This window comes from Chryseobacterium sp. GP-SGM7 (assembly GCF_049166575.1).
In the GTDB taxonomy this organism is placed as follows: domain Bacteria; phylum Bacteroidota; class Bacteroidia; order Flavobacteriales; family Weeksellaceae; genus Chryseobacterium.
Map to the genome: position 1 here is coordinate 371,914 of NZ_JBMHFF010000002.1, position 26,493 is coordinate 398,406.

The window sequence follows — 26,493 nt, forward strand, 5'->3', positions numbered from 1 at the left end:
AAAGCTCCTTCGTCTGATAAAGATATTAAAAAAACAAACCACCGCAGGAATTTTCCTGCGGTGGTTTGTTTTTTTGTTTGCATATTTAATTAATAGGATTGCATCCTATTCTGTAGAAAATAAAATCGTCCTTTCAGGACTCTAGCATTGATTTGATAATAATAAGATTGTAATTAAATTTGCTATCAACTATCAACTATCAACTATCAACCATTAACCAAACCCCAACAACTATTTCCCATATTCCTTTTTCCACTCCTCGGCAACATCGCTCAAAGTTGTATAAAAATCCTCACCATATTTTCTTGTAAGCGGAGTTTTCAGAAATTTATAAACGGGAACCTGCAGTTCTTTTCCCAAAGTACAGGCATCGCTGCAAACACTCCATTCGTGATAATTTAAAGCTGAGAATGTAGAATATTCTGTAACTCTTATTGGATATAAATGACAGGAAATAGGTTTTTGCCAGTCAACCGCACCATCTTCATAGGCTTTTTCAATTCCGCATTTGGTTATCCCTCTTTCGTCAAAAGTTACATAGGCACATTCTGCATCTTCGATCATTGGGGTTACGTACATTCCGTCCATGGGATCGGTTGTCCATGTTCCCTGTTCGTCTAATGCTTTAATTCCGGCTTCCGTTAGATAAGGTTTAATCTTGTCATAAATATTATCTAAAATCACAAGCTCGTCTTTATCCAAAGGAGCTCCTACGTCACCTTCCACACAACACGCACCTTTACATTTGGTAAGGTTACAAACAAATTCTTCAGAAAAAATATCTTCAGAAATTAATTTATCGTCTATTTGAATCATAATCTTTTTTTAAAATAAATTGAAGTGAGTTCCTGCCTTAAAAGCAATTAAACTTATAATGGTTAACCATACACTTGCTTCCTGCATCCAGTATTTGGGGAGGAATTTCATCATCCTGCTCAGTATAATCGTCGATGGAAAAGCCAGAAGCAAAAGATATTCATAACTTTTATCCATGTAAAGAATAATACTGACTAATTGAGCCAAAGAAAAAACCAAAAGGAAAGTATATTTATAACGACTTACGGGACTTTTTTTATTATAATGCTTGAAGTGATCGTAAATGGCATAAATCAGCAGCAGAATAATCGGAATCAACGGAATCAGTTCGGTATAATCGGTCACCATTTTCATTTTTCCAAACGGAATATAATCTGTATTCCAGGAATTAAACTGAAAGAAAAACATCACTGAAAAATAACTCATCGCAATCATCGTGATTCCTAAAAGAAACCTGAAAATATTTAAACTGACTCTTTCAGAAGTTACAATCAGGTGTATCAGTACAAAACACATCATCGGCCATGTTGTAGGAAGGAAAATAAAATTTAAAGCTACAATAGAGCCTACCAAAACATAAGATTTCTTTCTCAAATCTTCATCTGTACTCATTAAAAGCAGCAGAAGAAAAGAATTGGTAAGAATAGCGACCGCAATTCCGAGATCAAGATTTCCGTCGTACAACCCGAAAATAAAAAATGTGTAGAGGAATAAAGGGAGATGGGTATGATAATTAAGGTCGATTGCATTAAAACAAAAATATCCCAGCGCAATTCCTATAAAAGTAATTCCTGCGATTATTCCTTCGTAAGTATTGAAATTCAGTATGTTAAATAATATTACAATTAAAAGAAGAAAACCAATATACACCGGAATTGAAAAAATATTGCTTTCTTTTGAAAGTAATCTAAACATTTTTTATAAATTTGTGCAAAGTTAATTTAAAAAAGGAAAATAATGACGTCTTTCTTTCTATTCTTAAGTAATGCATTCAAATGGGCATTCGGTTTCTACGATATTTTCGGAAACGTACTAAACTGGGTTTTATTCGCAGTTTGTTGTGTATTATTTACGTATTGGTGTTATGTTTTGGTGGCAACTCTTGGGAATAATAAAGACAAAGACTATCATTCTCCGACAGAAGGAAAGCATCCTTACTACGATCCATCGATCTATAAAAAAGAAGGTTAATTAATTGGTTATATAGAAAAAGACCGGTCAAATTTTTTGATCGGTCTTTTTTAATTTTAGCTGAAACTAAATTTTATTCGTGAATAGGAATAACCAGAACAGGAACTTTAGAATCTTTTGTTAATCCTTTTGTCAGGCTTCCTACAAATACATCGTAAATTCCGCTTCTGCCGTGAGAACCCATGACAATGTAGTTTGCATTTTTAAGGTCGGCATATTCCAAAATAATATCTTTTGCGATACCTTGCTTCAAAATATGCTCACATTCCACATCGTGAGCGAGAATTTTTTGATTAATTTTATTTAAAAGCACCAGTTCTTCTCTGATCTCGTTTTCTTCAATTTCCGGAAAATACTGATATCCCATATCTCCGATTGCAAAACCAATATCTGTGGGTGCAACGTGGATAAGACAAATCTTTCCGTTTACTTCTTTCGCAAATTTTACGGCTCCATTTACAAGCTGATCTGTTTTTTCTCCAAAATCGACAGGCAAAATAATGTTTATCATAATTTGTAATTTAAGTCTTTCTAAAGGTATGAAAAAAACAGACCATTCTCAAATCATATTTCTACATAATTCTAATATCCAAGACTTTTTCGCCTTCGAGATACGCTTCCAAAACATCATTTTCAGAAACCTTTCCAACACCTTCCGGAGTTCCTGTGAAAATAAGATCTCCGACTCTTAACGTGAAGTATTGTGAAATAAAAGCGATGATATCATCAATTGTGAAAATCATGTCTTTTGAGTTTCCATTCTGAACTGTCTCTTTGTTTTTTTGCAATGAAAAATTCAGCGATTCAAGATTGTAATTTTCTTTTTTAAAAAAATTTCCTACCACTGCAGAACCGTCAAAACCTTTCGCCAATTCCCACGGAAGACCTTTAGACTTTAAATCACTCTGTAAATCTCTTGCTGTAAAATCAATTCCCAAACCGATTTCCTCGTAATGTTTGTTGGCAGATTCTTTCTGAATGTATTTTCCTCCTTTTGATATTTTTACTACAACTTCCAGCTCATAATGTACGTCATTCGAAAATTCGGGAATGTAAAAATCGTTTCCTTTCAAAATCGCCGTATCGGGTTTCATAAAAATCACAGGTTTGTCTGGAATCGCATTGCCCAGTTCTTTTGCGTGTTCGCTGTAATTTCTTCCTATGCAGATTATTTTCATAATTTATTTTTTCATTGCGATGAGCGAATCGAAGAAGTAATTTCAAATTCACTCATTAATTAATATTTTTTATTTGAAGCTAATTCCCGCTTTCCGCTCTATCTTTTGTTTCGCTGCGCTTCACAAAAGGATGTCGCTGCAATCGGGGCTAGAATTTTTGTCTTACTTTGAAATTTAGAGTTTTACTGCAATATTTGTCATCCTGAAAGGATTAAACTTTACAATTTAAATCATTCAAATTCCTTCAAAATGCTCAAAACCAATTTGTCTATTCGTGAGTAAACTCGTTTTCACAATAATAGCAAACATATTTATCGCTTGATAACAGCGAAATTCCAAAGAAGCTCGTTGAGCTGTCATCTTTATAAATATGGTTGGAACCACATTTCGGGCAAACAAAATCAAACTTCGGATTTTCAATAGTATGTTCAACTTCTAAAGAAAATTTGTTGTTTTCGTGATAATCAGTTAAAACTTTTTCAGCCTCATTAAAGTCATCTTCAAAAACCTGCAACTGAATTCCGCCAACAGCTTGCGAAAGTAACCAATCTGACTGGATTAATTGCTCGTTTGCAATAAAGCTGTTGATCCCGTTTTCAGCAAGAATCTGTTTGTCACGATTGGCTTCTAAAGCAGTTTCATAAAATTTAAACTTAACTAAATCATTCATCTTTTCAATTTTATAATTCTTTTACCGCAAAAGAAACAAAGAATGTGCTGAAAATAAAATTACAAAAGTTTTAAAAACGAAAATGTATTATGGATGTCCGTTTTCAATCATAACTATAAACTCAACCGTCAAACAAACTTTTTAAACTAAATTATTATTAATAACGCACATTCATCAATGTATTAATTTTTTTGTATATTTTGAGATCTTCAGCGATTAAGTCTTTTCCCTTTTGCGGTTGAAAAAAATTAAAATTTACTTGAAAGCTGAATTTTTGTAAAAACTTTTTTCGTGTACAGAGGAAAATCAGCGTTTTGCAGCCATCCGAAATATCCCAGATCTTTCTGGAAAACTTCTTTCACAACCTGTCCTTTATATTTTCCGAAAGCGAAAATTTCCTGGTTTTTTGCGTTGTAATGAATCATTCCTGCTAAATCGGCAAATTTATTCTGGGTTGAAAATTCGCTTAGCTCAGCAATTTCATTAGAAATATCATCGTATTTTCCAACCTGAGCATCCAGAACTTCGAATGTTGCCAAAACATCAGCTTCGGCAGAATGGGCATTTTCTAAAGTTTTTCCACAGTAAAATTGAAAAGCCGCACCTAAATTTCTTGGTTCTTTTTTATGGAAAATAGTTTGTGCATCAACCAGTTTGAATTTGCTCAAATCAAAATCAAAATCGGCACGAAGCAATTCTTCCGCCAACAAAGGAACATCAAATCGGTTAGAATTAAAGCCTCCTAAATCACTACCCGAAATCATTTCAACGATTTTCGGAGCAATTTCTTTGAAAGTAGGCGCATCTTTTACGTCTTCATCATAAATTCCATGGATCTCGCTTGACGAAACAGGAATCGGCATTTCGGGATTTACTTTCCAGGTTTTGCTTTCTCTTGAAGAATCCGGATTTACTTTTAAGATACAGATTTCAACAATTCTGTCTTTTCCAATATTTGTTCCGGTAGTTTCAAGATCGAAAACGCAAAGAGGTTTGTATAGTTTTAAGTTCATTTTAAATTGCTTTTAGCTAATGGCGATTGGCTATTTGCTTTCTCGCTCTATTTTATTTGAAAAAATTTGATAATATATTAATTTGATAATGAAAACTTCGAGCTTGCACCATCCATCTTCCTACTTTAGTTGTTTTTGAAATAGTAATGAAATGAAGATATAGTAAAGAATGACTAACGGAATTCCTACAGTTTTAAATATAATTAAAATAAGAATTGCACCAATTAATAAAGCTATTTTTGGATAATTGTCCTGCAACTTCATTGATTTGAATTTCATAGCAATCATTTTGATTGGAGAGATTAGAAGCCATGATGCAATTACTGTTAAAAGCAATAAATAATATTTATTTTCAAAAAGAACAGAAAAAGCACTAGATTCTTTGTGAGCGAAAAATAATCCAAAAATCAAAATTGTATTTGAAGGTGTATTTAAACCTTTAAAATAATATTTTTGATCTTCATCCAAATTAAAGATAGCTAGTCTTAGACACGAAAAAAGTGTAATTATAAATCCGAAATAAGAAATCCAGCGATGTTCTTTGAGGAGAAAATATCCATAATCGATAAAATTTAAAGAATTACTGTTTTCAACTTCAAGAAGAGAAACAAAAATTGTCAATCCCGGAATCAATCCGAAACTCACCATATCTGCCAAAGAATCCAGCTGAGTTCCCAAATTTGAATTGGCTTTTAAGGCTCTTGCTACAAATCCGTCAAAAAAATCTAAAATCAGAGATAAAATAATGCAGATCGCAGTGGTCTGATAATCGCCTAAAATCAAATGTACAGCACCAACACAACCCGAAAAAAGGTTTCCCAGCGTAATAGCGTTTGCGAGATTGTTCTTTATGAAATTCATGGAAGCAAAATTACATTTTTTAAAAATTTTAACCTTAATTAATATGAACTAAAAATTACATTGCTGTGAAATCGCTGTAACCAACAGTGAAATATAAAGTCAATATATATTGGTGATTGCATATGACCATTAAAAAAATAAATATCTACATATGAATTTAGCGTAAATTTGCGGTGCGAATTTATTGTTGATCAAAATCTTAAAGTAAAGTGTTGATTAATAACGTTTCATCAATTAAAGACAAGTATATACGAATGAAATTTTTCAAAGAATTCAGAAAAGAAGAAATCCTGATTTTGTGCTACAGGATTTTTTTGGCTTTTGTGTTTTATCAGATTGCAAGACTTCTGTTTTGGTTTTTCAATAAAGATTTAATAAAAGTAGACAGCGTTTCAGATTATCTGAGTCTGGCTTTTCACGGGATTGCATTTGATCTCACTGCGATTCTTTATGTGAATGTTCTGTTTATTTTTTTAAGCTTAATTCCGATTGTTATCAACACTAAAAAAGTTTATCAGAAAATTCTTTTTTGGCTCTATTTTATCACCAACGGAATTGCCTATGCCATGAATTTCGGGGATTTTATCTATTATAAATTTTCCCAGACCAGATTGACTTCAGCCGCTTTTCAGGTCGCAAAACACGAAAGCAATATTATGAAAGTCTTTACGGCTTCTACAAAAGAACATCCTTTTGTGATTTTTTGGTTCGTAATTTTAATGGCTGCGTGGATTTTTCTTTACAAAAGATTTAAAATTACCGAAAGAAAGCCTGTAAAGCTTTTTCCATACTTTATTTTATCAATTGTTACTTTATGTATTTCTGCAGTATTAATTGTGGGTGGAATCAGAGGCGATTTTAAGCACAGCACAAGACCTATCAATTTGGTCGATGCGAATAAATTTGTGAAAACCCCGGTTCAGGGAAATCTTGTTTTAAACTCTACTTTTTCGTTTTTCAGAACATTGGGAACAAATAATTTCAAGGAAGTTTATTTTGTAGATCAGAAATTTATTGATGAAAATATAAGTACTTATAAGACGTATGACAGACAGGTTGCGGATAAACCCAATATTGTGATTTTTATTGTTGAATCTTTCGGAAGAGAATATTCGGGAGCATTTAACAGAGACAAAAACATTAAAGATTACGTTTCTTATACGCCTTTTATCGACAGTTTGGCAGGTCAAAGTCTTATTTTTCCGAACACTTTTGCCAATGGAAGACAATCAATTCACGGAATGAGCAGTATTTTAGCTGGAATTCCGAGTTTGACGGATGCTTTTACGAGCTCACCTTATTCCAACCAGAAAATTCAGTCGATTGTTTCGGTTTGCAATGATTTGGGTTACGATACGTCATTTTATCACGGTGCTCCAAATGGTTCGATGGGATTTTTAGGTTTTGGAAATATTCTGGGTTTTAAGCATTATTACGGAAAAGACGAATATCATAATGATCAGGATTTTGATGGAATGTGGGCAATTTGGGACGAACCATTTCTACAGTATTTTGCAAAAAATGTAGGAAAAACAAAGCCTTTTATGGCAACAGTTTTTACCGCATCTTCACACCATCCGTTTAAAATTCCGGCAAAATATAACGGGAAATTTAAAAAAGGGAATATTGAAATGCATGAACCGATGCAATATACCGATTATGCGATCAAAGAATATTTTGAAACCGCCAAAAAGCAACCTTGGTTTAAAAATACGATTTTTGTATTTACGGGAGATCATACCAATGAGGTTTATTATTCTGAATACGAGAAAGCGATGAACCGTTTTGCTGTTCCTTTGATTTTTTATTCCCCAAATCCGGCTTACAATTTAAAAGGTGTGAATAATGAATTGGCGCAGCAAATTGATATTTATCCGACTTTGGCAGATTTAATTGGGTATAATAAAAAAATAAGAAGTTGGGGTAGAAGTTTGGTGAGTGAAAAAGTTTATCAACCTTTAATTGTGAATTCAGACGGAACTTCAGAACAGTTTATTTACGGGAATTACATTTATAGATTCGATGGCAAAAATATCATCGGGATTTATGATAAAAATGATTTAGGTTTTGAAAATAATCTAAACGATAAGATAAAAACTCCCGAAACTGAAAAAGGAAAACAGGTTGCAAAAGCTTGGTATCAGGATTATATGAGCCGAGTGATTAATAGAAAACTGAATTAAACTGAAGATTGTTTAATTTTAAAACAGATCAAATCTTCTGTTATCTATGCAAAGGATAATAAAAATGTTTGTCTGTTTGAAATTTATTTATATTTTTAACTAATTAAGAATGTAAGAATCTATAAATAAAAATTAAACTTTATTAATATGAAAAAATTATTAGCAACATTTGTACTTTCATTATTCAGTGTAATGTCGTTTGCGCAAATTGAAGGAAAATGGAAAACGATTGATGATGAAACAAAACAGGCAAAATCAATTGTTGAAATCTGGAAAAAAGCAGACGGTAAATATTACGGAAAAGTTTCTCAGTTATTGATTAAACCGGCAGATCCGAATTGTACAGGGTGTAAAGACGACAGAAAAGGTAAACCAATTTTGGGTATGGAGATCATCAGAGGTTTGGTAAAAGACGGCGATGAATTTACTGGCGGAACAATCACAGATCCTAAAACCGGGAAAACTTACAAATGCACAATTACAAAAAGCGGTGATAAACTGAATGTAAGAGGATACATGGGAGTTTCTATATTGGGAAGAACTCAGGTTTGGCAGAAAGTAAACTAACGAACTATAAAATAATATTAAATATAAGGCAACTCAGCAATGAGTTGTCTTTTTTGTGATGTAAATAATAAATAATTACTATTTTTGTACTCTAAATTTTTCAAATAAATATGGCAGAATATACTTTTCGTGAGGTAATTGCACAGGCAATGAGCGAGGAAATGCGTAAAGACGAATCCATTTTTCTAATGGGAGAAGAGGTAGCAGAATACAACGGTGCCTACAAAGCTTCTAAAGGAATGTTGGACGAGTTTGGTGCTAAACGTGTAATCGATACACCTATTGCAGAGCTTGGTTTTACAGGTATTGCTGTAGGTGCTGCAATGAATGGTAACAGACCGATTGTAGAGTATATGACGTTTAACTTTGCGCTTGTAGGGATTGACCAAATCATCAACAATGCAGCAAAAATCCGTCAGATGAGTGGTGGTCAGTGGAACTGCCCAATTGTTTTCCGTGGTCCTACAGCTTCTGCAGGTCAGTTGGGAGCGACGCACTCTCAGGCTTTCGAAAACTGGTATGCAAATATTCCTGGTCTGAAAGTGGTGGTTCCTTCAAATCCTTATGATGCAAAAGGATTATTAAAAACAGCTATCCAGGATAATGATCCGGTAATCTTCATGGAATCTGAGCAGATGTATGGTGATAAAATGGAAGTTCCTGAAGAAGAATATTACTTACCAATAGGAAAAGCAGATATCAAAAGAGAAGGTACAGATGTAACTTTGGTTTCTTTTGGAAAAATTATGAAATTAGCGCTTCAGGCAGCTGAAGATATGGCTAAAGAAGGTATTTCTGTTGAGGTTATCGATTTAAGAACAGTTCGTCCTTTAGATTTTGACACTGTTTTAGCTTCAGTAAAGAAAACAAACAGACTTGTAATTTTGGAAGAAGCCTGGCCGTTTGGTTCTGTATCTTCAGAGATTACTTATATGGTGCAGCAAAAAGCATTTGATTATCTGGATGCACCAATCAAGAGAATTACGACTCCGGATGCACCGGCTCCTTATTCATCAGCTTTATTCGCAGAATGGTTTCCAAAGCTTGAAAAAGTGAAAGAAGAGATCAAAAATGCGATGTACGTAAAATAATGAGTATACGATTATAGAAAAAAACTTCCGAAAGGAAGTTTTTTCATTTATACAATGAATGACTTATATGACGCAGCATCATTAATTTAATATAAATTTGCGCTTTTAAAAATAATAAGCTGAAATGGCAGAAGTTATAGAAGGAGGTCATCATATAGACCTTAAGAAACTTTCATATGTGGGAGTTCTTGTTTCACTCGGAATTGTTTTCGGCGATATTGGTACTTCCCCGCTCTATGTAATGAAAGCGATTGTGAATGCAAGCAAAGATTCTACAATGCCTTTCGATACTTATATTGAAGGTGCAATTTCATGTATCATCTGGACACTAACGCTACAGACCACTGTAAAATATGTTGTTATTGCATTAAAAGCAGATAACAAAGGCGAAGGCGGGATTCTAGCGCTATATTCACTCGTCAAAAAACTCAAAAAGAAATGGCTCTACGTCGTCGCAATTATTGGAGCATCTACTTTGGTTGCCGATAGTGTGATTACGCCCTCTCTTACTGTAATGTCGGCTATTGAAGGACTTAAAATATATAATCCTGAAACGCCGGTGGTAATGATCACCATTTTTATTTTATTCGTCGTATTCGTCGTTCAGCAATTTGGTACGGCATCTATTGGTAAGCTATTCGGGCCAATTATGGTTACCTGGTTTTTGGCATTGGGAGTTTTCGGTTCTGTGCATATCGTAGATCATTTTGAGATTCTGAAAGCATTCAATCCTGTTTATGCTTATAATCTGATTACTCATTCACCAAGTGCAATTGTTATTATGGGAGCTGTTTTCCTTTGTACAACGGGTGCGGAAGCATTATATTCAGATCTGGGACATTGTGGGGCAAAAAATATCAGAGTAAGCTGGATTTTCGTTAAATTAATGTTGATTCTGAATTACTTAGGTCAGGGAGCGTGGCTTTTAACGAATTATAAACAAGTTTTTACAGGTGTTAATCCATTTTTCGGAATTATGCCGGAATGGGCAGTTTTACCGGGAGTTATATTGGCAACTTTAGCCGCAATTATTGCCAGTCAGGCAGTGATTACAGGCTCATTTACGATGTTTTCAGAGGCGATGTCAATTTCATTTTGGCCCAATCAACATATCGAATATCCTTCAGGAATTAAAGGACAGATGTATATTCCCAGAATCAATTGGGGTTTGATGGCTTTGTGTTTTGGCGTTGTTATTTTCTTTAAAGAATCGGGTAAAATGGAAGCTGCGTATGGTTTAACGATTACCATTACGATGCTGATGACAACTATTTTATTAATTTATTGGTTAAGCAGAAGCAGAGTCAACAGGATTTTTATTATTGGTTTTGCACTAGTTTATATATTTTTGGAATCAGGATTTTTCTATGCCAATGTCATCAAATTTATGGATGGCGGTTGGTTAACAATGGTTCTTGGCGGATTTATCGCCGTTTGTATGTACGCTTGGTATAACGGAAGATTGTTGAAGTCTAACTTTACAAGCTATGTGAAAATCGGTAAATACGTTAATATTATCAAAGACATGAAGTTAGATGAAACTATTCCGAAATATTGTACCAATCTCGCGTATTTGAGCCGTGCAAAGCGTAATGATGAGATAGAATCTAAGATTATTTATTCGATTATTAAAAAACAGCCTAAAAGAGCAGATCATTACTTTATTTTGAGCATTGTGAATCAGGAAGATCCTTATACTTTTAAATACAGTGTTGACGAAATTCTTCCGGGAACGATTTATAAAATTAATTTCCTTCTAGGATTTAAAGTTGACCGGAGAATTAACGATTATTTCAATATGGTTCTGAAAGATATGATGGCTGAAGGAACAATTCCTGCACGAAGCAGTCACCCTTCTTTAAGAGCGCACAATATTCCGCCGGATTTAAAGTATGTAATCATAGACAACACCTATATCAACGATATTCTTTTGACGGTAAAACAGAAAATTACGTTAAATATTTACAATTTTGTTAAATATATTGGAAGTGATGATTTCAAATCATGGGGTGTTACATCGCACAATGTTATCGTAGAATCCGCACCACTAACGGAAGAAACGATTTCCAGCAGTAAAATCCAACAGAAAGAATTCGTAAGAAATAATTCTTAAAAGTATTTTTACGGACTAAGTTACATCATATTGATTTAAATAAAAATCAATAAATTTGTAGGATAAATTTTTAAATGGATACTTTACAAAAAGAAAAGAATATAACTTTAATCAAAGATGTTTTAAGAAATTACCTTCTTGAAAAAGGTTTTCGTAATACACCTGAACGATACACCATCTTGGAAGAGATCTATAATATGGATCATCACTTTAATGTAGACGATCTTTATCTTCTGATGATGCAGAAAAAATACCATGTTTCGAAAGCAACCATCTACAATACCATCGAAATTTTCCTTGATGCAGGTTTGATTCGTAAACATCAGTTTGGCGAAAAAACATTGACTTCATCTTCGTATGAAAAGTCTTATTTTGATAAGCAGCACGATCATTTGGTGATTTACAAGAAAGATTCTGATAAAGAAATTGAAGAAATTATCGAGTTCTGCGATCCTAGAATTCAGGGGATTAAAGAAGCGATAGAGGGGGCTTTTGGGGTGAAAATTGATTCTCATTCGCTGTATTTTTATGGCACTAAGAATGATTAATCAATGAGACTGATTCTTTTTCTCATCTTTTTTATTTCCTCCTTCACTTTGGCTCAGGTTACACCAAAACCTGCGCAAAGAGATCCTTATCTGCAGAATCCTGTAAAAAATCAACCACAGAATAGTAAACCTACGCAGAAGGTAAAGATTATTCATGCTGATGAAATTATTAAGGATCCGGCTCAATATGATGGAAATCAGTATCTGAAGGGTAAAGTGGTGATCGAACATCAGGGTTCTATTCTTTCGGCAGATGAAGTCATCAGATATGAAGAAGAAAATTTTATAAGAGCCATCGGTAATGTAAAGCTTCAAAATAGTGATGGTTCTGTTATTACATCCAATGAAATGGAGTATGACGGAAACACCCAAAAAGGTGTTGCCCGTAAAAATGTAGTTCTTACCGATCCGAAAGGTACGATCATTAAAACTGAAACCATGTATTACGACAGGGTTTCAAATCAGGCTTACTACAATACAGGTGGAACGATTAATGACGGAAAAAGTACCACTTACTCAAAAAGTGCAACTTATTTTCTTACAACACGTACCATAGATTTAACAGGCAGAGTCAGAATAGTTGATAAAGACTATACTTTGGAAGGCGATAATGTGGTTCAGAATCAAAATACAAATATTGTTACCATTAACGGGTATACAGTAATTACCAATAATAAAAATCCGAAAAACAGAATCGTTACCGATAAAGGAACGCATAATATGAATACCAAAGAGTCTTTTCTTACGAAAAACTCAAGGATTTATTACAATGATAAGATTCTTACCGGTGATGAAATCTATTATAACCAGCTTACCGGTTTCGGAAAAGCCACAGGAAATGTTACCATTGATGACCCTTTGGAAAAAAGATATGTGAAAGGCGGTTATGGAGAAATTTACGAAAAGAAAGATTCTTCCATGATGACCAAATCACCGTATGCAGTAAAGATTCTTGAAAAAGATTCTATTTATTTTGCCTCAGAAAAGATTCTGACCTACCAAAAACCTGACACTGCAGATATTACCAAAAAGAAAAGTTATCTGAGAGCTTTTAAAAAAGCCAGAATTTATAAATCTAATGCACAGGGAAGAGCAGATTCTATCGCTTTCAATGAGACCGACGGAATTATGCACATGTACAAAGATCCGATTCTCTGGAGTGGAGAAAAACAGGTAACCGGAGATAAAATTGAAGCTTACTTTAATACAGAAACTGAATATATCGATTCTTTAAAGGTAATCGGGAACGGTTTTGCCATTGCCAAAGTAGATTCTCTAAATCTTGTAGACGAATTTCATCAGGTGAAGGGCAAATTAATGACTGTTGATTATGAAGGGCAGGATATCAAAGAAATTAAAGTAATCGGAAATGCTGAAGCCATAACTTACGCCGATGAAGATAACAAACAAACACAAACCAAGGAAAGAATAGGGATTACCCTTTCAACCTGCGGAATTATCGGTGCGCTTTTCGAAGGGAGATTTCTTCAGATTATTTCTTGTAGTGTAGGAGCAGCAGCAAAAACATACCCGATGAGTAAAATTGCTCCAGACCAGAAAAAGTTTGAAGACTTCAACTGGAATACCAAAGACCGAATACGGAAATGGCAGGATATTCTCGTCGATTCTCCAAATAACGAAGAGATTAAATATGAAGCCAACGATACGCTGTATAATAAGATAAAAGAAGCGGCAGATAAAGAAAAAGCCAAAGAAGAAGCTAAAAAACCTAAAAGGGTAAGAAAATAATTTTGAATATCCTTTTTTATTTTTAAAACTAAAACCAACAGTCATTTTGTCATTCCGCAGGAATCTGAACTGCTTTATTTTAGCATATTGAAACTTTTTCGAAATGACAAATATGGGGTTAAAAATAAGTTATTACAATTTGTGCATATCCAGAAATAATAGATAAAAGATCAGTTTTTATTGGTCTTTTTTATTGATGCATGCAACTTGGTAAATTCATATAGATAAATTTAAATAAGAAAATAATCAGATGTTTTGAGCAAAAGATAGTTTATTACGTTTTCTATAAGTCTGACTGAAGCCATATTGTTAATGTTGTATAACTATTATTGTATATTGTTTCTTACAAAGACGGAAGAGCTTATCCTATCATGGGATTGCCAATGGAAAATCTGATAGAAATTTATAAAAATTAACAAAACCCGTAGAACTTTCTGTGGGGTTTTTAGCTTGCTTTGATGCTTATTTTAAAATCCTTTCGACGATTATAACAAAAGCTCCCGTCGATTTACGCAAATCCACGGGAGCTTTTAGAAAAAGCAAGCTTGCTTTTCCAAAATGCACACCTGCTTTTAAAAACTCGTAACTTAGCTTTTCCTGATATTCTCAAATTAAATAATATTTATAATTTCCTATTTACCAAATCTTCTTTAGCTTTGCCTAAAATTTTTCAGACAATGGAAATGCAAAACGATTTTTTTAAATATCAGGCGCAGACTACCCAGTTTGCAGCAGGTTTTGAAGTGGAAAAAGCAGAAGGAAGCTATATTTTTGGGAAAGACGGCAGAAAATATCTTGATTTTGTGGCGGGAGTTTCGGCAAATACTTTGGGGCATTCGCATCCGAAGATTGTCAATGCCATCAAAGAACAGGCTGATAAATACCTTCACGTCATGGTTTACGGAGAATATGCTCAGGAAAAACCTGTTGAACTCTGCAGATTATTGGCTGAAGCAACGCCCGAACCTTTAGAAATTACTTATCTCGTCAACAGTGGAGCTGAAGCGATTGACGGAAGTTTAAAACTGGCAAAAAGATTTACAGGAAGAGAAGAAATTATTTCCTTTAAAAACTCATATCATGGAAATACACACGGTGCACTCAGTGTTTCCGGACATGAAGGTCATAAAAGGGAATTCCGTCCTTTGTTACCAATGATTTCTTTTATTGAATTTAATAATGAAAATGATTTCGATAAAATCACAGAAAAAACAGCTTGCGTTATTCTTGAAACCATTCAGGGAGCGGCAGGATTTTTAGTTCCGGAGGAGGATTATTTAATTAAGCTAAAAAAGAGATGTGAAGAAGTTGGTGCTTTATTGATTCTCGACGAAATTCAGCCTGGTTTCGGAAGAACCGGGAAATTGTTTTCTTTTGAACATTTCGGTATTGTTCCCGATATTCTCGTGATGGGAAAAGGAATGGGCGGTGGTGTTCCGGTGGGAGCATTTATGAGTTCAAAAAAAATTATGGATACATTGGCGCATTCTCCAAAATTGGGTCACATCACTACTTTTGGTGGAAATCCTTTAATTGCAGCAGCTTCTCATGCCACTTTAAAAGAAGTTTTGGAAAGCGGTTTGATGAATGAAGTGGATGAAAAAGAAAAATTATACAGAGAACTTTTGGTTCACCCTAAAATCAAAAACATCAACGGTAAAGGCTTGATGTTGGCTGTTAATTTAGGAACTCCGGATTTTACCTTAAATGTTGCTAAAAAGTGTATGGAAAAAGGTCTGATTGTTTTTTGGCAATTATACAGAAACGAATACCTGAGAATTTCTCCGCCATTAACGATTTCAAAAGAAGAAATTACAGAAGGCTGCAAGATTATTCTTGAAGTTTTAAATGAAGAATAGTTTTAAAATGACCAATACTCAACCTCTTTTCTTAAGAGGTTTTTTAATGAAGTTTTATCGTAAAATTTTCGATAAAGTTTCCATTTGAAACAATAAAGATGTTTCTGATAAAAATCATAAAATTATAGATATAATTTTGCGTAATAAAAAAATTAATTTATATATTGCGTCACGTTAAAAATAAGTTATATGGCGAAACATAAAGTCCATTACGAATTCCCAATGCACTGTCTTTCAGAGATTTTGTATGAATATTTGGCAACAGCTGAGGGATTGTCTGAATGGTTTGCGGATGATGTACTAGAGAAAGGCGATGATTTCTTTTTCAGTTGGGGTGGAGGTCCTGCTGAAAAGGCAACTTTAATCAGATATAAGCCTGAAGGTTTCGTACGTTACAGATGGGAGGAAGATGAAGGGACAAAAAATTTCTTTGAAATGACCATTACAATTGATGATATTACAGAAGATTTAGCTTTAAATATTACAGATTTCTGTGAAGAAGGTGATGAAGAGGAAAACGCAATGTATTGGGAAAACCTTATCGAAAATCTTAGAATAAAATTGGGTGCTGCTTAATTCCTGGCTGCATTGTTTTTAAATAACGAAACTGATGAACGATTTATCGTTCATTATTTTTTTATAAATATTCATAATGGAAAATATATATTTTACATCTGAAGAAATTGAACTGAAAAACCGCGCTTTTCTTTCAGGAGATGCGGTGAAAGTTTCATTTTTTATAAGAAATTCAAAGCTGATTATGGATGAAGAATGCTATTTCTTTTTAATGGCATCCATGAGAAAAATGAGACTGAATATTCCTTTGTCTTATACTCTGGAGTTTTTCCAAAATCTTTTCACTTCGAAAGTTATTGAAGGAAGTCATATTCAAAACGGAATCATCAATTTCCTGGTTTTCAGAAATTCAGATGGCATTACTTTGTCTAAATCGTCAGTTTCTTACTATTTTGAATTAGATGAAACGGCCGATGTTCTTTCAATTAATCAAAGACCTTTGGAATTGGATGTGATCAAAGAAATTAACGTTAATAATAATCTTTTAAGCAACATCAGGGTTCATTGTCCCGAAAATATTTATGGCGGAATTTACGCACAGGAAAATGATCTGGATGATGTGATTTTATTAAACCCAAATAAACGGATTGCTCGTGCTACAACCGGGAATCTTTTATTCCTGGAAGGTAATGTGATTAAAATCCCGAAACAGTCGGAAGGAGCTTATATTTCGCCTTTATTGGAAAATTTTGTGACCTATCTGCATAAAAATAATCTTGCAGATGTTCAGGAGCATGAAATTATCGCTTTCGAATCTCAAAAAGCAGAAGAAATTTTACTAATTTCAGACGAAAAGGGAGTTTTCTCTGTAAAGAAAATTAGAAATAAAACTTTTGAAAACAGCCGTTTCACCGAATTGGTAGAAAGCTGGAAAAATAGTTTCTAAAAATTGACAAACCCGGTAAACAACATTTCAGTCCTTTACCGGGTTTTATTCTGATATATCAGAAAGGTGTATTTTATTTTTAATTCTCGTTGATAAATTCAGCAAATTTCTGGGCAATTTCTCTTTGTCCGTCATCACTGTTAAGATATTCCCTTTCTTTTGTATTGTTGATATAACCTAATTCAACCAATACAGCAGGAGATTTTGAATTCTTAAGAATTTGTAAATTTTGTTCTCTGATATTACATTCTCCAAGTTTCTTCGATAATTTCTCAGCTAAATTTTTTGATTCAGCAGTATTTTGAATGAAAATTTCGTGACCACTTTTAGGAGTGTTTGCTTCAGGAGTTGAGTTGACGTGAAGCGAAATAACCATTTCCGGATTCAATTTGTTGATTTTCTCTGTTCTTTCAGCAAGAGAGGCGTATGTGTCGTCGCTTCTTGTCAGAATAATCTCATATTTTCCGGCTTTATCACTTGTTTTTTTGATTTGTTGAGCGATTTTCAGAACCATATCTTTTTCTAAGATGTCATTTTTGTTGGCTCCTAAATCATTTCCACCATGACCGGCATCGATTACAATAAACTTTTTGCTAACGGGAGTAAAGGAAAGAATTGCAGTAGAAGCTAAAGATAAAGCCAGTAGTTTTATTGCTTTCATATTACATTATTTTAGGTTATCAAATAACGTAAAAAGTATCTTAAAAATTATATAAAAAAACTTAAATTTTGTTAAATTTATATTGCTTCTTTGTGAAGTAATGATTAATTAAGTGAAATGTCCTCCGGAGCATTTGCCCACAGAAGATATTCACCACCAAGATTTTGCATAATTGATTTCCATAAAGTATGATCATTTGGAAGCGTGTAATCTAAATTATAGATATCTACAACCGTCCAGACTTTTTGTTGGATTTCATTGTCGAGCTGCAAACCAGACCAACCTGAATATCCTGAAAATATTTTCACATCCTGAATACTGATTTCATTCTGCAAAACTGCATTAATAATTAATTCTATATCTTCAGTTAGATAATAATCACCATTAATTGCAGTATAATTTTCAGTGACTTTTTTTCCTTTAACAATAAAAAAGACTTTGTCATTTTCTACAGGACCACCATCATAAACTTCAATTTCGAAATCGAAGAAATTTTTAAAACGATTACTCATCTTGCTGTTTTTTTTATTCAGGATCAAGCCAAACGCACCACTTTCGTTATGGTCGATAATCAGCACTACAGAACGTGAAAAAATATCGCCGGAAATATCAGGTGTGGAAATTAATATTTTACCTTTGTATGAGTAATTCATACTCAAATTTAATAAAAATTATTTATGGAAAACCTCCACGATAAAAGAAAAATCTACGAAAAATCACAACTTATTGAAAGTGAGATTAAAGAGAATCCTATCGAGCAATTCAGAAATTGGTTTTTAGATGCTTCGGAAAATCCATCGATTTCTGAGGCAAATGCAATGGCGGTTTCTACGTTGGAGGAAGATGGTTGTCCGCGAACGAGAATGGTTTTATTAAAAGAATATACATATGAAGGTTTTATTTTTTATACCAATTACAGCAGCCGGAAAGGAAAATCTATTGAAAAAACTCACAAAGCCTGCCTTCATTTCTTTTGGCCGGGTTTAGAAAGACAGGTCATTATCAAAGCAACCCTTGAAAAAATTGCTGAAAACCTGAGTGATGGTTATTTTCATTCCAGACCCAAAGGAAGTCAGCTTGGAGCAGCAGTTTCTCCTCAAAGTCAGGAAATTCCAAACAGGGAGTTTTTAGAAGCAAAATTGAAGGATTTAGAAAAACAGTATCAGGATTCAGAAGTTCCCAGACCAGAAAATTGGGGCGGCTATATCGCAAAACCTTATGAAATTGAGTTTTGGCAGGGAAGACCCAACAGATTACACGACAGAATTATCTACGTCTTAGAAGATCTGGACTGGAAGATTTCAAGATTAGCTCCTTAATTATTTAGACTGTAGTTTTAAATGAAATATTAAAAATGGTTGAGATAGACTCTTGAAACCACAAAAAAACCCCATCGAATGATGAGGTTTTATTTTTTTATAATCGAATGATTATTTTTTCTTTTTACCAGTTGCTGCAGGTACATTCGCCATTGAAACAGCTGTAGATAAATCTGCACCAGCTTTAAACTTAGCAACAGTTTTAGCTTCGATGTTGATTGGTTTTTTAGTTGCAGGGTTGATACCTTGTCTTGCAGCTCTCTCAGATACAGAGAAAGTACCAAAACCTACCAAAGATACTTTACCTTCTTTTGTTTTTAATGTATTGGTAACATTAGAGATAAAAGATTCCAGAGCAGCTTTTGCGGCAACTTTAGTAATTCCTGCGTCTTTTGCGATTGCGTCGATTAATTCAGACTTGTTCATAATTTTTAATATTAAAAGTTAGTTAGTTATAAAAGCAAATTTAAAACAATTTTCAAATTGTGCAAATTTTTTGTAAAAACTTATTGATTTTTTTTATGTTTCATCAAAATCAATTAAAATTTGATAATTTGGGTTTTTACGAAAAATCAAGGTTTCGAGATGCTAAAACCATGCCAAATACTTATGTATATTGACTTTACTAAATTATTGTTATTTGGTTTTAAATTTATTAATTTCTTAATTTGGTATCAACAATTGGTTTTTTTATAGATATGCTTGCTAAGTTTATAAAATAAATATGAATATTTTAGTTTGAATTAAATTAACGGTCTCAACTAATGGGAGTTGTAATTTTCATTTTAAAATGATTTTCTTAAATATTATTAATAAATTTGCACCATGTTAATAGAAGTATTTAAATCTAAGATTCACAGGGTTAGAGTTACGGCTTCAGACCTTAATTATATTGGAAGTATTACCATTGATGAAGATCTTATCGAGGCTGCAGGATTGGTAGTTGGAGAAAGGGTTTACATCGTAAATGTCAATAACGGAGAACGTTTTGATACTTACGTCATCAAAGGAAAAAGAAAATCCGGAGAAGTTTGTTTAAATGGTCCTGCTGCAAGAAAAGTGCAGCGTGATGACATTATTATTATCATTGCTTACGCTCAAATGACACCGGAAGAAGCTCAGGAATTCCAGCCTAAAATTGTTTTCCCTGACGAAAAAACGAATCTTCTTACTTAATTTATGGAGAAGAAATCAAACAAAACTTTAAAATCTCTATTTACTGTAGTAATCTCGCTTGCTTTTGCAGGCTTTTTTTTGTGGTTTGCGCTCAGAGGATTAGATTTTAAGGTCATTCAAAAATCTTTGGCAAAAGCAAATTATCTTTGGGTAGCTTTTGCTGCAGTTTTTGCCCTTTTGGCTTATTGGTTCAGAGCAATTCGCTGGAATTTATTATTGGAACCGATGGGACATAAAATCTCCAGCTCAAATGCACTTTGGTCTTTATCTTTCGGATATTTAATGAATCTTACCATTCCCAGAAGTGGAGAGTTGGCAAGAGCAACGGCTTTATATGGTGTAGAAAAAGTTCCTGTTGATAAATCTTTCGGAACAATTATTCTGGAAAGAGTAGTCGATTTGATTTGTATGCTTGGATTTTTACTTTTAACAGTAATTTTCAAGTTTAAAGCAATTGTATCTTTTTACGATTTCGTCATGGAACAAAAAGATAAAAAAGAAGTTTTTGAACCTAATGTTTTCGAAAGAATGATGATGAAATTAGGTGTTGAAAATTTTGATTCTTTTTATTTATATTTAAAAATTGTTGTTGTCGTTTTGCTTTTAACAGCTCTTGTTGTTTTCTACAAATATAAAAAGGAAGCTTTAATTAATTTTGGAAAAGGGATATTACAGGGTTTAACCTCAATTTTCAAGCTAAAAGAAAAAGGCAAGTTCATTATATATACCATCGGAATTTGGGTTTCTTATTATTTTGCGGCATATCTTGTCTGTTTTGCTTTGCCAGAAACTTCAGATTTTACCTTTTCAGATGGGTTTTTCATCATTGTTGTAGGAACTTTAGGAATGATAATTCCTGCAAGTGGAGGAATTGGAGCGTTTAATCTTGCAATGAAATATGGTTTTATGGCATTATTTCTTGCAATGGGTAAAAGTGCAGAATTTGGTGGCGAAATGGGATTGACGTATTCATTTATTTCGCTTCCTTTACAGATTGTTGTAATGTTGGTGATGGGATTGATTTCCATTCCGATGTTGGCGAAAGCCCGAAATAATATAGTAGAAGAATAAATCGATCAATTCAAAATATAGAAATCCCGTTTCAGTCTGAAGCGGGATTTTTTTTTGCTTAATTTTTTCAAATATTAAAAAAAGTTTAAAACTGTATGACTTTTTATCATTAATTTGGTTAATTCAAAAATCAAATCTATCTTAAGGGAAAAATTATATTTATAGATTATGGCAATTAATTTACAGAAAGGGCAAAAAATAGAATTAGGACTTACAAAAATGACAATCGGTCTTGGTTGGGATCCGAATGAAGGAACAGGCTACGCTTTCGACTTGGATGCATCAGCAATTATGATTGACTCAGACAGAAAATTGGTCGGAGACGAATATTTTGTTTTTTATAATAATTTAAATTCTCCGGATGGAGCATTGCAGCACACGGGAGATGATCCCGATGGAAAAAGCAGTGATGGAGATGACGATGAAGCAATAGTTATTGATCTTGAAAAGGTAGATCCGAGAGTACAGGAAATTCTGTTTGTGGTAACCATTGAAGATTTCGAAAGAAGAAAGCAAAACTTCGGAATGGTAAGAAATTCTTACATCAGAGTTGTAGATAATAACAGTCATCAGGAAATCGCAAAATATGAGCTTGATGAAGATTTTTCTATCGAAACCGGTGTAGAATTCGGACGTCTGTACAAAAGAAACGGAAGCTGGAAATTCGAGGCTTCAGGAATCGGCTACAGAGCAGATCTTGGATTCTTTTTAGAGAAATACTACAAAGGTCAAATCATCAAATAACAAATTGTATCAAGAGAATAAATGGTTTTGCGAACTTAGCTGAGTGAAACGCCTTTGCGACCGAAAATATTTTCAATTAAATAAGATAAACTTAGTGCTCTTTGCGTTAAAAAAATAGAAAATAAAATAACACAGAAAACGATATTAAAAATGGCAATTAATTTACAGAAAGGTCAGACAATAGATTTAAGAAAAAACGACCGTGGAGAAAGTGTTTACGATTTATCTCAGGTAACCATCGGATTAGGTTGGGATGTTCGTAAGCAAGGCGGTTTCTTCGGAAAAATTTTCAATAAAGAAGCAGAATATGATTTGGATGCAGTTGCATTTCTTTTAGATGGAAACGGAAAAGTTGCCAACTTAGGAAGAACAGTTCAGACCAGTGACGGAAGGCAGATGGGATTATACCAAGGAGACGTAATTTATTTCAACTCAATGCAGCATCCAAGCGGACATATCTGGTTGACCGGAGATAACAGAACAGGAGCGGGAGATGGTGATGATGAACAAATTATTGTAAAATTAGACCAACTTGACGAGCGTTATCAGAAAATTATTTTCGTGGTGACTATTTACATGGGAAGACAGAATAATCAGCATTTTGGAATGATCGACAATGCGTTTATTCGTGCCGTTGATGCAAGAGGAAAAGAAATTACAAAATACAGCCTTTCAGGTGATGCAAGTATGAACGGAATGTGTTCTATGGTTTTTGCAGAAGCTTATAGGCATAACGGTGACTGGAAATTCCGTGCTTTGGGTGAACCCAATCAATCAGACAGTTTTGTTGATCTTTTGAAGAAATATTCTTACTAATTTTTGTTGAAATTAATTTCCTCAAATTTGATTTAATCATAAACTAACAGCAAATAGCAAAAGCCGTTTGCTGTTAGTCAATTAATACCTGTTATAATGAACAGAAGATTATTAGCCTACTTTTTACTGGATACTTCCGGCTCGATGAACGGAGAACCGATTCAGGCTTTGAATAATGGCTTCAACGGCTTGATTTCGATGCTTCGCTCAGATCCTCAAGCCATGGATACGCTTTATTTAAGTGTGACCACTTTCGATCGTGAGGTGAAAAATATCATTCCGATGGTTGATTTGGCAAGTTTTCATCCGATGGAAATTACGTGTCCCGATAGCGGTCCCACTCATACCGGAGCAGCTTTGGAATTGGTTTCGGCATTGCTTCAGGTGGATTTAATTAAAGGTTCTACAGAAGTAAAAGGAGATTGGAAACCTCTTCTTTTTATTTTTACCGATGGAAAACCTTCGGATATTCAAAAGTACAGACAGATGATTCCTGTAATTAAAAACTTGGATTTCGGAGTGATTGTGGGATGTGCTGCAGGACCAAAAGCGGATGAAAGTTTCCTGAAAGAATTGACTGATCATGTAGTGAAACTCGATACAACTGATGCGGCAACATTGTCTTCGTTTTTCAAATGGGTAAGTTCATCCATCACCATGGGCGGAAAATCGCAGGGAACAGGCGAAAGCATCAGTCTTCCGCCACCACCTTCAGAACTGAATATTATTATTTAAAAATTAAACCATTAAAATGATTTAAGAAGTTAAGTTTCATTAAGAAAATCAAATAGATTTTTAAAAAGCAACTGCGACAAGCGAAGTTCAACTTAATATTCTTAACTCCTTAATTAAAATCTTAATGGTTTAATTTAAAAATTATAATTTCTCGCAAATTATTTTAATTATACAGATTAAAAAATCAGCAAAATTTGCTCAATCTGCGTGAAATAAATTATAATTTAGGTAAAGCGCTATTAAAAAAAATATGAGAAGACTTCCCATTTATTTTCTGGTAGATATTTCCGAATCGATGATTGGCGAGCCGATTGATCAGGTTCAGGAAGGTATTTCTACCATTGTTCGAGAATTAAAGAAAGATCCGTATTCCTTAGAAACCGTCTGGATTTCGGTCGTTGGTTTTGCAGGAGAAGCTGAAGTAATTACGCCTTTACAGGATATTATTTCATTCTATCCTCCAAAAATTCCTGTCGGAAGCGGAACATCTTTGGCAAAAGGTCTTTTTAAAATAATGGATTGTATTGATAAAGATATTGTAAAAACTACCTACGACAGAAAAGGTGACTGGAAACCTCTGGTTTTTCTTTTCACAGACGGAGTTCCAACTGATGATGCTCAAATTGCCATCGAAAAATGGACGACTCAATATCGTGCAAAACCCAATACGATTGCCATTTCGATTGGAGATAATACCAATTATAAACTTTTAGGAACGCTTTCAGATCACGTATTGCTATTTAATAATAATTCTGAAAATTCATATAAAGAATTTTTTAAATGGGTGACAGATTCAATTAAAACAACAAGCCAGAGCGTTACGGAAGCCAATAAAGAGGGAATTAATTTATCTAAAATCGATCACAGTATTTTAGAAAAAATAGATCCCGAAATGCAGCAAAGATTTCCAGATAATAACTTTGTGGTTTTAAGCGGAAAATGTTCAGATTCTAAAAAATCATATCTCATTAAATATAAAAAAGCCTTCACAGATTCCGGAATTGCAGGAATGCAAACCCGTTATTACCGTTTGGAAGGAACTTACAGGATAGATGATGCTTCATATTTCCGACTTTCGTCCACACAGAAAAGCAGTCAGAAAATTTCGGTAGAAGAACTTCATGGTGCTCCGTCTTGTCCGCACTGTGCGAATCCGATTGCTTTGGCAACATGTTCGTGTGGCGGAATTCACTGTTTAAAAGGCGAAGGTTACAACGAATGTCCTTGGTGCGGAACTTCAGATTATTATGGTTTCAGCAGTGAAGGTTTTGACATTAACCGAACTTTAGGCTAAATGGAAAAAACAATCAGACAGATTTTGAAAAATCATAATATTCAGGATGATAAAATGATGGATAAAGTGGTTACAAAACTGTTGACCCAAACGGAAATTAAGAACAATTTGGAATTGATTATCGAAGCTCAGAAAAAAATTATGCACGAAGTGATTATTTATAAAGAAAGAGAAGAATTTGCCGATGCATTTTTTCCGATTACGAATGCACATTCCAAGAAAAAATACGAGTTTGTTTTTCCGATGGAGGAGTTTCCGAATATTAGAATTAAAGATGTTTCAGGATTGGATTTGGCGGGTTTAAGTTTTGAGGAAAATACAATTAAAGGTATTCCTTTTGAAACTGATACTTATGATTTAAAAATTGAATTTTTCCATATTTTGGATGAAGAAAATGTTGAAATTAAAAAAGCTCAGCTTTTCGTCAATGCAGATCCAAAAGATTTGTGGAAAAATATTCCCTCAGATAAAGAAGCTCCTTTTCATAAAGCTGATGAAGCATTGTTTAAAGGAGAATTCTCAGATAAAAAAATTGTGGCCGCTTCAAAAAGAGGCCGTTCTCATTCGCATGAAGGGAAATTCAGAGATGATGATTTTGCAGTAGACAAATTGCCTGATTTCTGGAATATTATTTCTGTTTCTGATGGAGCTGGTTCTGCACAATTGGCGAGATACGGCTCTGAATTGGCAACAGAATCGATCAATGATTACTTTAAGAATGAAGAAGTCTTAGCTCAACTTGATTTTCATTTAAATGAAATTTTTAATAATGAAAAAAATACTTCGGAAACAAAACAGGAAGTTATAAAAATTCTTTATCAGGGAGTTTCAAATACATTTAAAATGCTTTCTGAAAAGGCAGAAGAACATTTTGTAAGTTTAAAAGATTTACATTCGACTTTAATTTTTGCTTTGCTTAAAAAGTTTGATTTTGGATATGTATTTCTAACTTTTGGCGTTGGAGATTGCCCGATTAATCTGATTAATGAAGATTTTTCTGAAGTACAATTATTGAACACAATGGATGTCGGCGAATTTGGCGGCGGAACCCGTTTTATTACAATGAATGAAATTTTTGATGATACGATTTCTTCCCGTTTCAGAATTACTTTGATAAAAGATTTTTCTAAATTGGTGTTAATGACTGACGGAATTTACGATCCGAAATTTATAACAGAAAACAAATTAGAAGATATCGAAAGCTGGAAAACTTTTTTCGAAGATTTAAATGGTAACAACGATGACGAGTTAAAAGTTGATTTTCAAAATGATGAAAAAATCGGTGAACAGTTACTTTCCTGGATGGATTTCTGGAGCAAAGGAAATCATGATGACAGAACTTTGGCCGTGATTTATTGAGGTTAATAATTAATTTT

General features: G+C 33.7%; 28 protein-coding genes. 18 read left to right on the top strand and 10 right to left on the bottom strand.

The features are described from left to right. Window positions 1-231 precede the first annotated feature (231 nt). Together ACOOWA_RS10465 and ACOOWA_RS10470 are read right to left on the bottom strand one after the other, a co-directional pair. Window positions 232-816, bottom strand: a complete 585-nt coding sequence (locus tag ACOOWA_RS10465) for a DUF3109 family protein (protein ID WP_421375064.1) — start codon at window positions 814-816, stop codon at window positions 232-234. A 9-nt stretch (window positions 817-825) separates the two neighbouring features. After that, window positions 826-1,731, bottom strand: a complete 906-nt coding sequence (locus ACOOWA_RS10470; RefSeq protein WP_421375066.1) for a DUF6427 family protein — start codon at window positions 1,729-1,731, stop codon at window positions 826-828. 42 nt (window positions 1,732-1,773) lie between these two features. On the opposite strand from ACOOWA_RS10470, the gene ACOOWA_RS10475 reads away from it, so the two are divergent. Continuing rightward, window positions 1,774-2,007, top strand: coding sequence for a DUF6341 family protein (locus tag ACOOWA_RS10475; protein ID WP_421375068.1), 234 nt, complete (start codon window positions 1,774-1,776; stop codon window positions 2,005-2,007). 73 nt (window positions 2,008-2,080) lie between these two features. On the opposite strand, the gene ACOOWA_RS10480 is transcribed toward ACOOWA_RS10475, so the two are convergent. The 5 genes from ACOOWA_RS10480 to ACOOWA_RS10500 all read right to left on the bottom strand — a co-directional run bounded on the left by ACOOWA_RS10480 (window position 2,081) and on the right by ACOOWA_RS10500 (window position 5,729). Then, the gene (locus tag ACOOWA_RS10480) at window positions 2,081-2,518 is read right to left on the bottom strand and encodes a universal stress protein (protein ID WP_421375069.1); all 438 of its coding nucleotides are present in this window, start codon (window positions 2,516-2,518) and stop codon (window positions 2,081-2,083) included. A gap of 61 nt (window positions 2,519-2,579) precedes the next feature. After that, window positions 2,580-3,185, bottom strand: a complete 606-nt coding sequence (locus ACOOWA_RS10485) for a fumarylacetoacetate hydrolase family protein (RefSeq protein WP_421375071.1) — start codon at window positions 3,183-3,185, stop codon at window positions 2,580-2,582. A 268-nt stretch (window positions 3,186-3,453) separates the two neighbouring features. Continuing rightward, window positions 3,454-3,855, bottom strand: a complete 402-nt coding sequence (locus tag ACOOWA_RS10490) for a hypothetical protein (protein WP_421375073.1) — start codon at window positions 3,853-3,855, stop codon at window positions 3,454-3,456. Between the two features lie 248 nt (window positions 3,856-4,103). Continuing rightward, window positions 4,104-4,868, bottom strand: coding sequence for an exonuclease domain-containing protein (locus ACOOWA_RS10495; RefSeq protein WP_421375075.1), 765 nt, complete (start codon window positions 4,866-4,868; stop codon window positions 4,104-4,106). A gap of 120 nt (window positions 4,869-4,988) precedes the next feature. Continuing rightward, on the bottom strand, window positions 4,989-5,729 hold the full coding sequence (locus ACOOWA_RS10500) for a CDP-alcohol phosphatidyltransferase family protein (protein WP_421375076.1): 741 nt from the start codon (window positions 5,727-5,729) through the stop codon (window positions 4,989-4,991). A 254-nt stretch (window positions 5,730-5,983) separates the two neighbouring features. On the opposite strand from ACOOWA_RS10500, the gene ACOOWA_RS10505 reads away from it, so the two are divergent. From ACOOWA_RS10505 to ACOOWA_RS10545, 9 genes are all read left to right on the top strand, one after another. After that, window positions 5,984-7,912 carry an LTA synthase family protein gene (locus ACOOWA_RS10505; RefSeq protein ID WP_421375078.1) on the top strand — a complete coding sequence of 643 codons (1,929 nt, stop codon included), beginning with the start codon at window positions 5,984-5,986 and terminating at the stop codon, window positions 7,910-7,912. A gap of 147 nt (window positions 7,913-8,059) precedes the next feature. Beyond that, window positions 8,060-8,479 carry a DUF2147 domain-containing protein gene (locus ACOOWA_RS10510; RefSeq protein WP_421375079.1) on the top strand — a complete coding sequence of 140 codons (420 nt, stop codon included), beginning with the start codon at window positions 8,060-8,062 and terminating at the stop codon, window positions 8,477-8,479. Between the two features lie 110 nt (window positions 8,480-8,589). Beyond that, window positions 8,590-9,570: a pyruvate dehydrogenase complex E1 component subunit beta gene (locus ACOOWA_RS10515; RefSeq protein ID WP_421375081.1), complete on the top strand. Its 981-nt coding sequence runs from the start codon at window positions 8,590-8,592 to the stop codon at window positions 9,568-9,570. 124 nt (window positions 9,571-9,694) lie between these two features. Continuing rightward, entirely contained in the window at window positions 9,695-11,683 is a 1,989-nt protein-coding gene (locus ACOOWA_RS10520; RefSeq protein WP_421375083.1) for a KUP/HAK/KT family potassium transporter, read from the top strand. A gap of 74 nt (window positions 11,684-11,757) precedes the next feature. Then, window positions 11,758-12,231: a Fur family transcriptional regulator gene (locus ACOOWA_RS10525; RefSeq protein ID WP_034673237.1), complete on the top strand. Its 474-nt coding sequence runs from the start codon at window positions 11,758-11,760 to the stop codon at window positions 12,229-12,231. 3 nt (window positions 12,232-12,234) lie between these two features. Beyond that, window positions 12,235-13,980: an OstA-like protein gene (locus ACOOWA_RS10530; protein ID WP_421375084.1), complete on the top strand. Its 1,746-nt coding sequence runs from the start codon at window positions 12,235-12,237 to the stop codon at window positions 13,978-13,980. 683 nt (window positions 13,981-14,663) lie between these two features. Further along, complete coding sequence (locus ACOOWA_RS10535) at window positions 14,664-15,839, top strand: aspartate aminotransferase family protein (RefSeq protein ID WP_421375587.1); 1,176 nt, start codon at window positions 14,664-14,666, stop codon at window positions 15,837-15,839. 189 nt (window positions 15,840-16,028) lie between these two features. Continuing rightward, window positions 16,029-16,415 carry an START-like domain-containing protein gene (locus tag ACOOWA_RS10540; RefSeq protein ID WP_267265355.1) on the top strand — a complete coding sequence of 129 codons (387 nt, stop codon included), beginning with the start codon at window positions 16,029-16,031 and terminating at the stop codon, window positions 16,413-16,415. A 76-nt stretch (window positions 16,416-16,491) separates the two neighbouring features. Next, the gene (locus tag ACOOWA_RS10545) at window positions 16,492-17,301 is read left to right on the top strand and encodes an aminotransferase class IV (RefSeq protein ID WP_421375086.1); all 810 of its coding nucleotides are present in this window, start codon (window positions 16,492-16,494) and stop codon (window positions 17,299-17,301) included. Window positions 17,302-17,380: 79 nt separating this feature from the next. On the opposite strand, the gene ACOOWA_RS10550 is transcribed toward ACOOWA_RS10545, so the two are convergent. Together ACOOWA_RS10550 and ACOOWA_RS10555 are read right to left on the bottom strand one after the other, a co-directional pair. Next, a complete protein-coding gene (locus ACOOWA_RS10550; RefSeq protein ID WP_421375087.1) occupies window positions 17,381-17,962 on the bottom strand; it encodes an N-acetylmuramoyl-L-alanine amidase family protein in 582 nt (193 codons plus the stop codon). 104 nt (window positions 17,963-18,066) lie between these two features. Then, window positions 18,067-18,615: a YqgE/AlgH family protein gene (locus ACOOWA_RS10555; protein WP_421375088.1), complete on the bottom strand. Its 549-nt coding sequence runs from the start codon at window positions 18,613-18,615 to the stop codon at window positions 18,067-18,069. A 24-nt stretch (window positions 18,616-18,639) separates the two neighbouring features. Between ACOOWA_RS10555 and pdxH the strand changes: the two genes are divergently transcribed. Beyond that, window positions 18,640-19,281: a pyridoxamine 5'-phosphate oxidase gene (gene pdxH / locus ACOOWA_RS10560; protein ID WP_421375089.1), complete on the top strand. Its 642-nt coding sequence runs from the start codon at window positions 18,640-18,642 to the stop codon at window positions 19,279-19,281. 111 nt (window positions 19,282-19,392) lie between these two features. On the opposite strand, the gene ACOOWA_RS10565 is transcribed toward pdxH, so the two are convergent. Further along, window positions 19,393-19,707 carry an HU family DNA-binding protein gene (locus ACOOWA_RS10565; protein WP_421375090.1) on the bottom strand — a complete coding sequence of 105 codons (315 nt, stop codon included), beginning with the start codon at window positions 19,705-19,707 and terminating at the stop codon, window positions 19,393-19,395. Between the two features lie 399 nt (window positions 19,708-20,106). Here ACOOWA_RS10565 and panD point away from each other — a divergent pair, with 399 nt between their 5' ends. From panD to ACOOWA_RS10600, 7 genes are all read left to right on the top strand, one after another. Beyond that, complete coding sequence (gene panD / locus ACOOWA_RS10570) at window positions 20,107-20,457, top strand: aspartate 1-decarboxylase (RefSeq protein WP_066679682.1); 351 nt, start codon at window positions 20,107-20,109, stop codon at window positions 20,455-20,457. Between the two features lie 3 nt (window positions 20,458-20,460). Further along, the gene (locus ACOOWA_RS10575; RefSeq protein WP_421375093.1) at window positions 20,461-21,528 is read left to right on the top strand and encodes a lysylphosphatidylglycerol synthase transmembrane domain-containing protein; all 1,068 of its coding nucleotides are present in this window, start codon (window positions 20,461-20,463) and stop codon (window positions 21,526-21,528) included. Window positions 21,529-21,696: 168 nt separating this feature from the next. Continuing rightward, window positions 21,697-22,272 (top strand): TerD family protein, encoded by a 576-nt coding sequence (locus ACOOWA_RS10580; protein WP_421375094.1) that lies wholly within the window; start codon window positions 21,697-21,699, stop codon window positions 22,270-22,272. A gap of 150 nt (window positions 22,273-22,422) precedes the next feature. Further along, window positions 22,423-23,088 carry a TerD family protein gene (locus ACOOWA_RS10585; protein WP_421375096.1) on the top strand — a complete coding sequence of 222 codons (666 nt, stop codon included), beginning with the start codon at window positions 22,423-22,425 and terminating at the stop codon, window positions 23,086-23,088. Window positions 23,089-23,184: 96 nt separating this feature from the next. Further along, window positions 23,185-23,823, top strand: coding sequence for a vWA domain-containing protein (locus tag ACOOWA_RS10590; protein WP_421375097.1), 639 nt, complete (start codon window positions 23,185-23,187; stop codon window positions 23,821-23,823). 250 nt (window positions 23,824-24,073) lie between these two features. After that, on the top strand, window positions 24,074-25,117 hold the full coding sequence (locus ACOOWA_RS10595) for a TerY-C metal binding domain-containing protein (protein WP_421375099.1): 1,044 nt from the start codon (window positions 24,074-24,076) through the stop codon (window positions 25,115-25,117). Beyond that, entirely contained in the window at window positions 25,118-26,476 is a 1,359-nt protein-coding gene (locus ACOOWA_RS10600; protein ID WP_421375100.1) for a PP2C family serine/threonine-protein phosphatase, read from the top strand. Window positions 26,477-26,493: the final 17 nt, after the last annotated feature.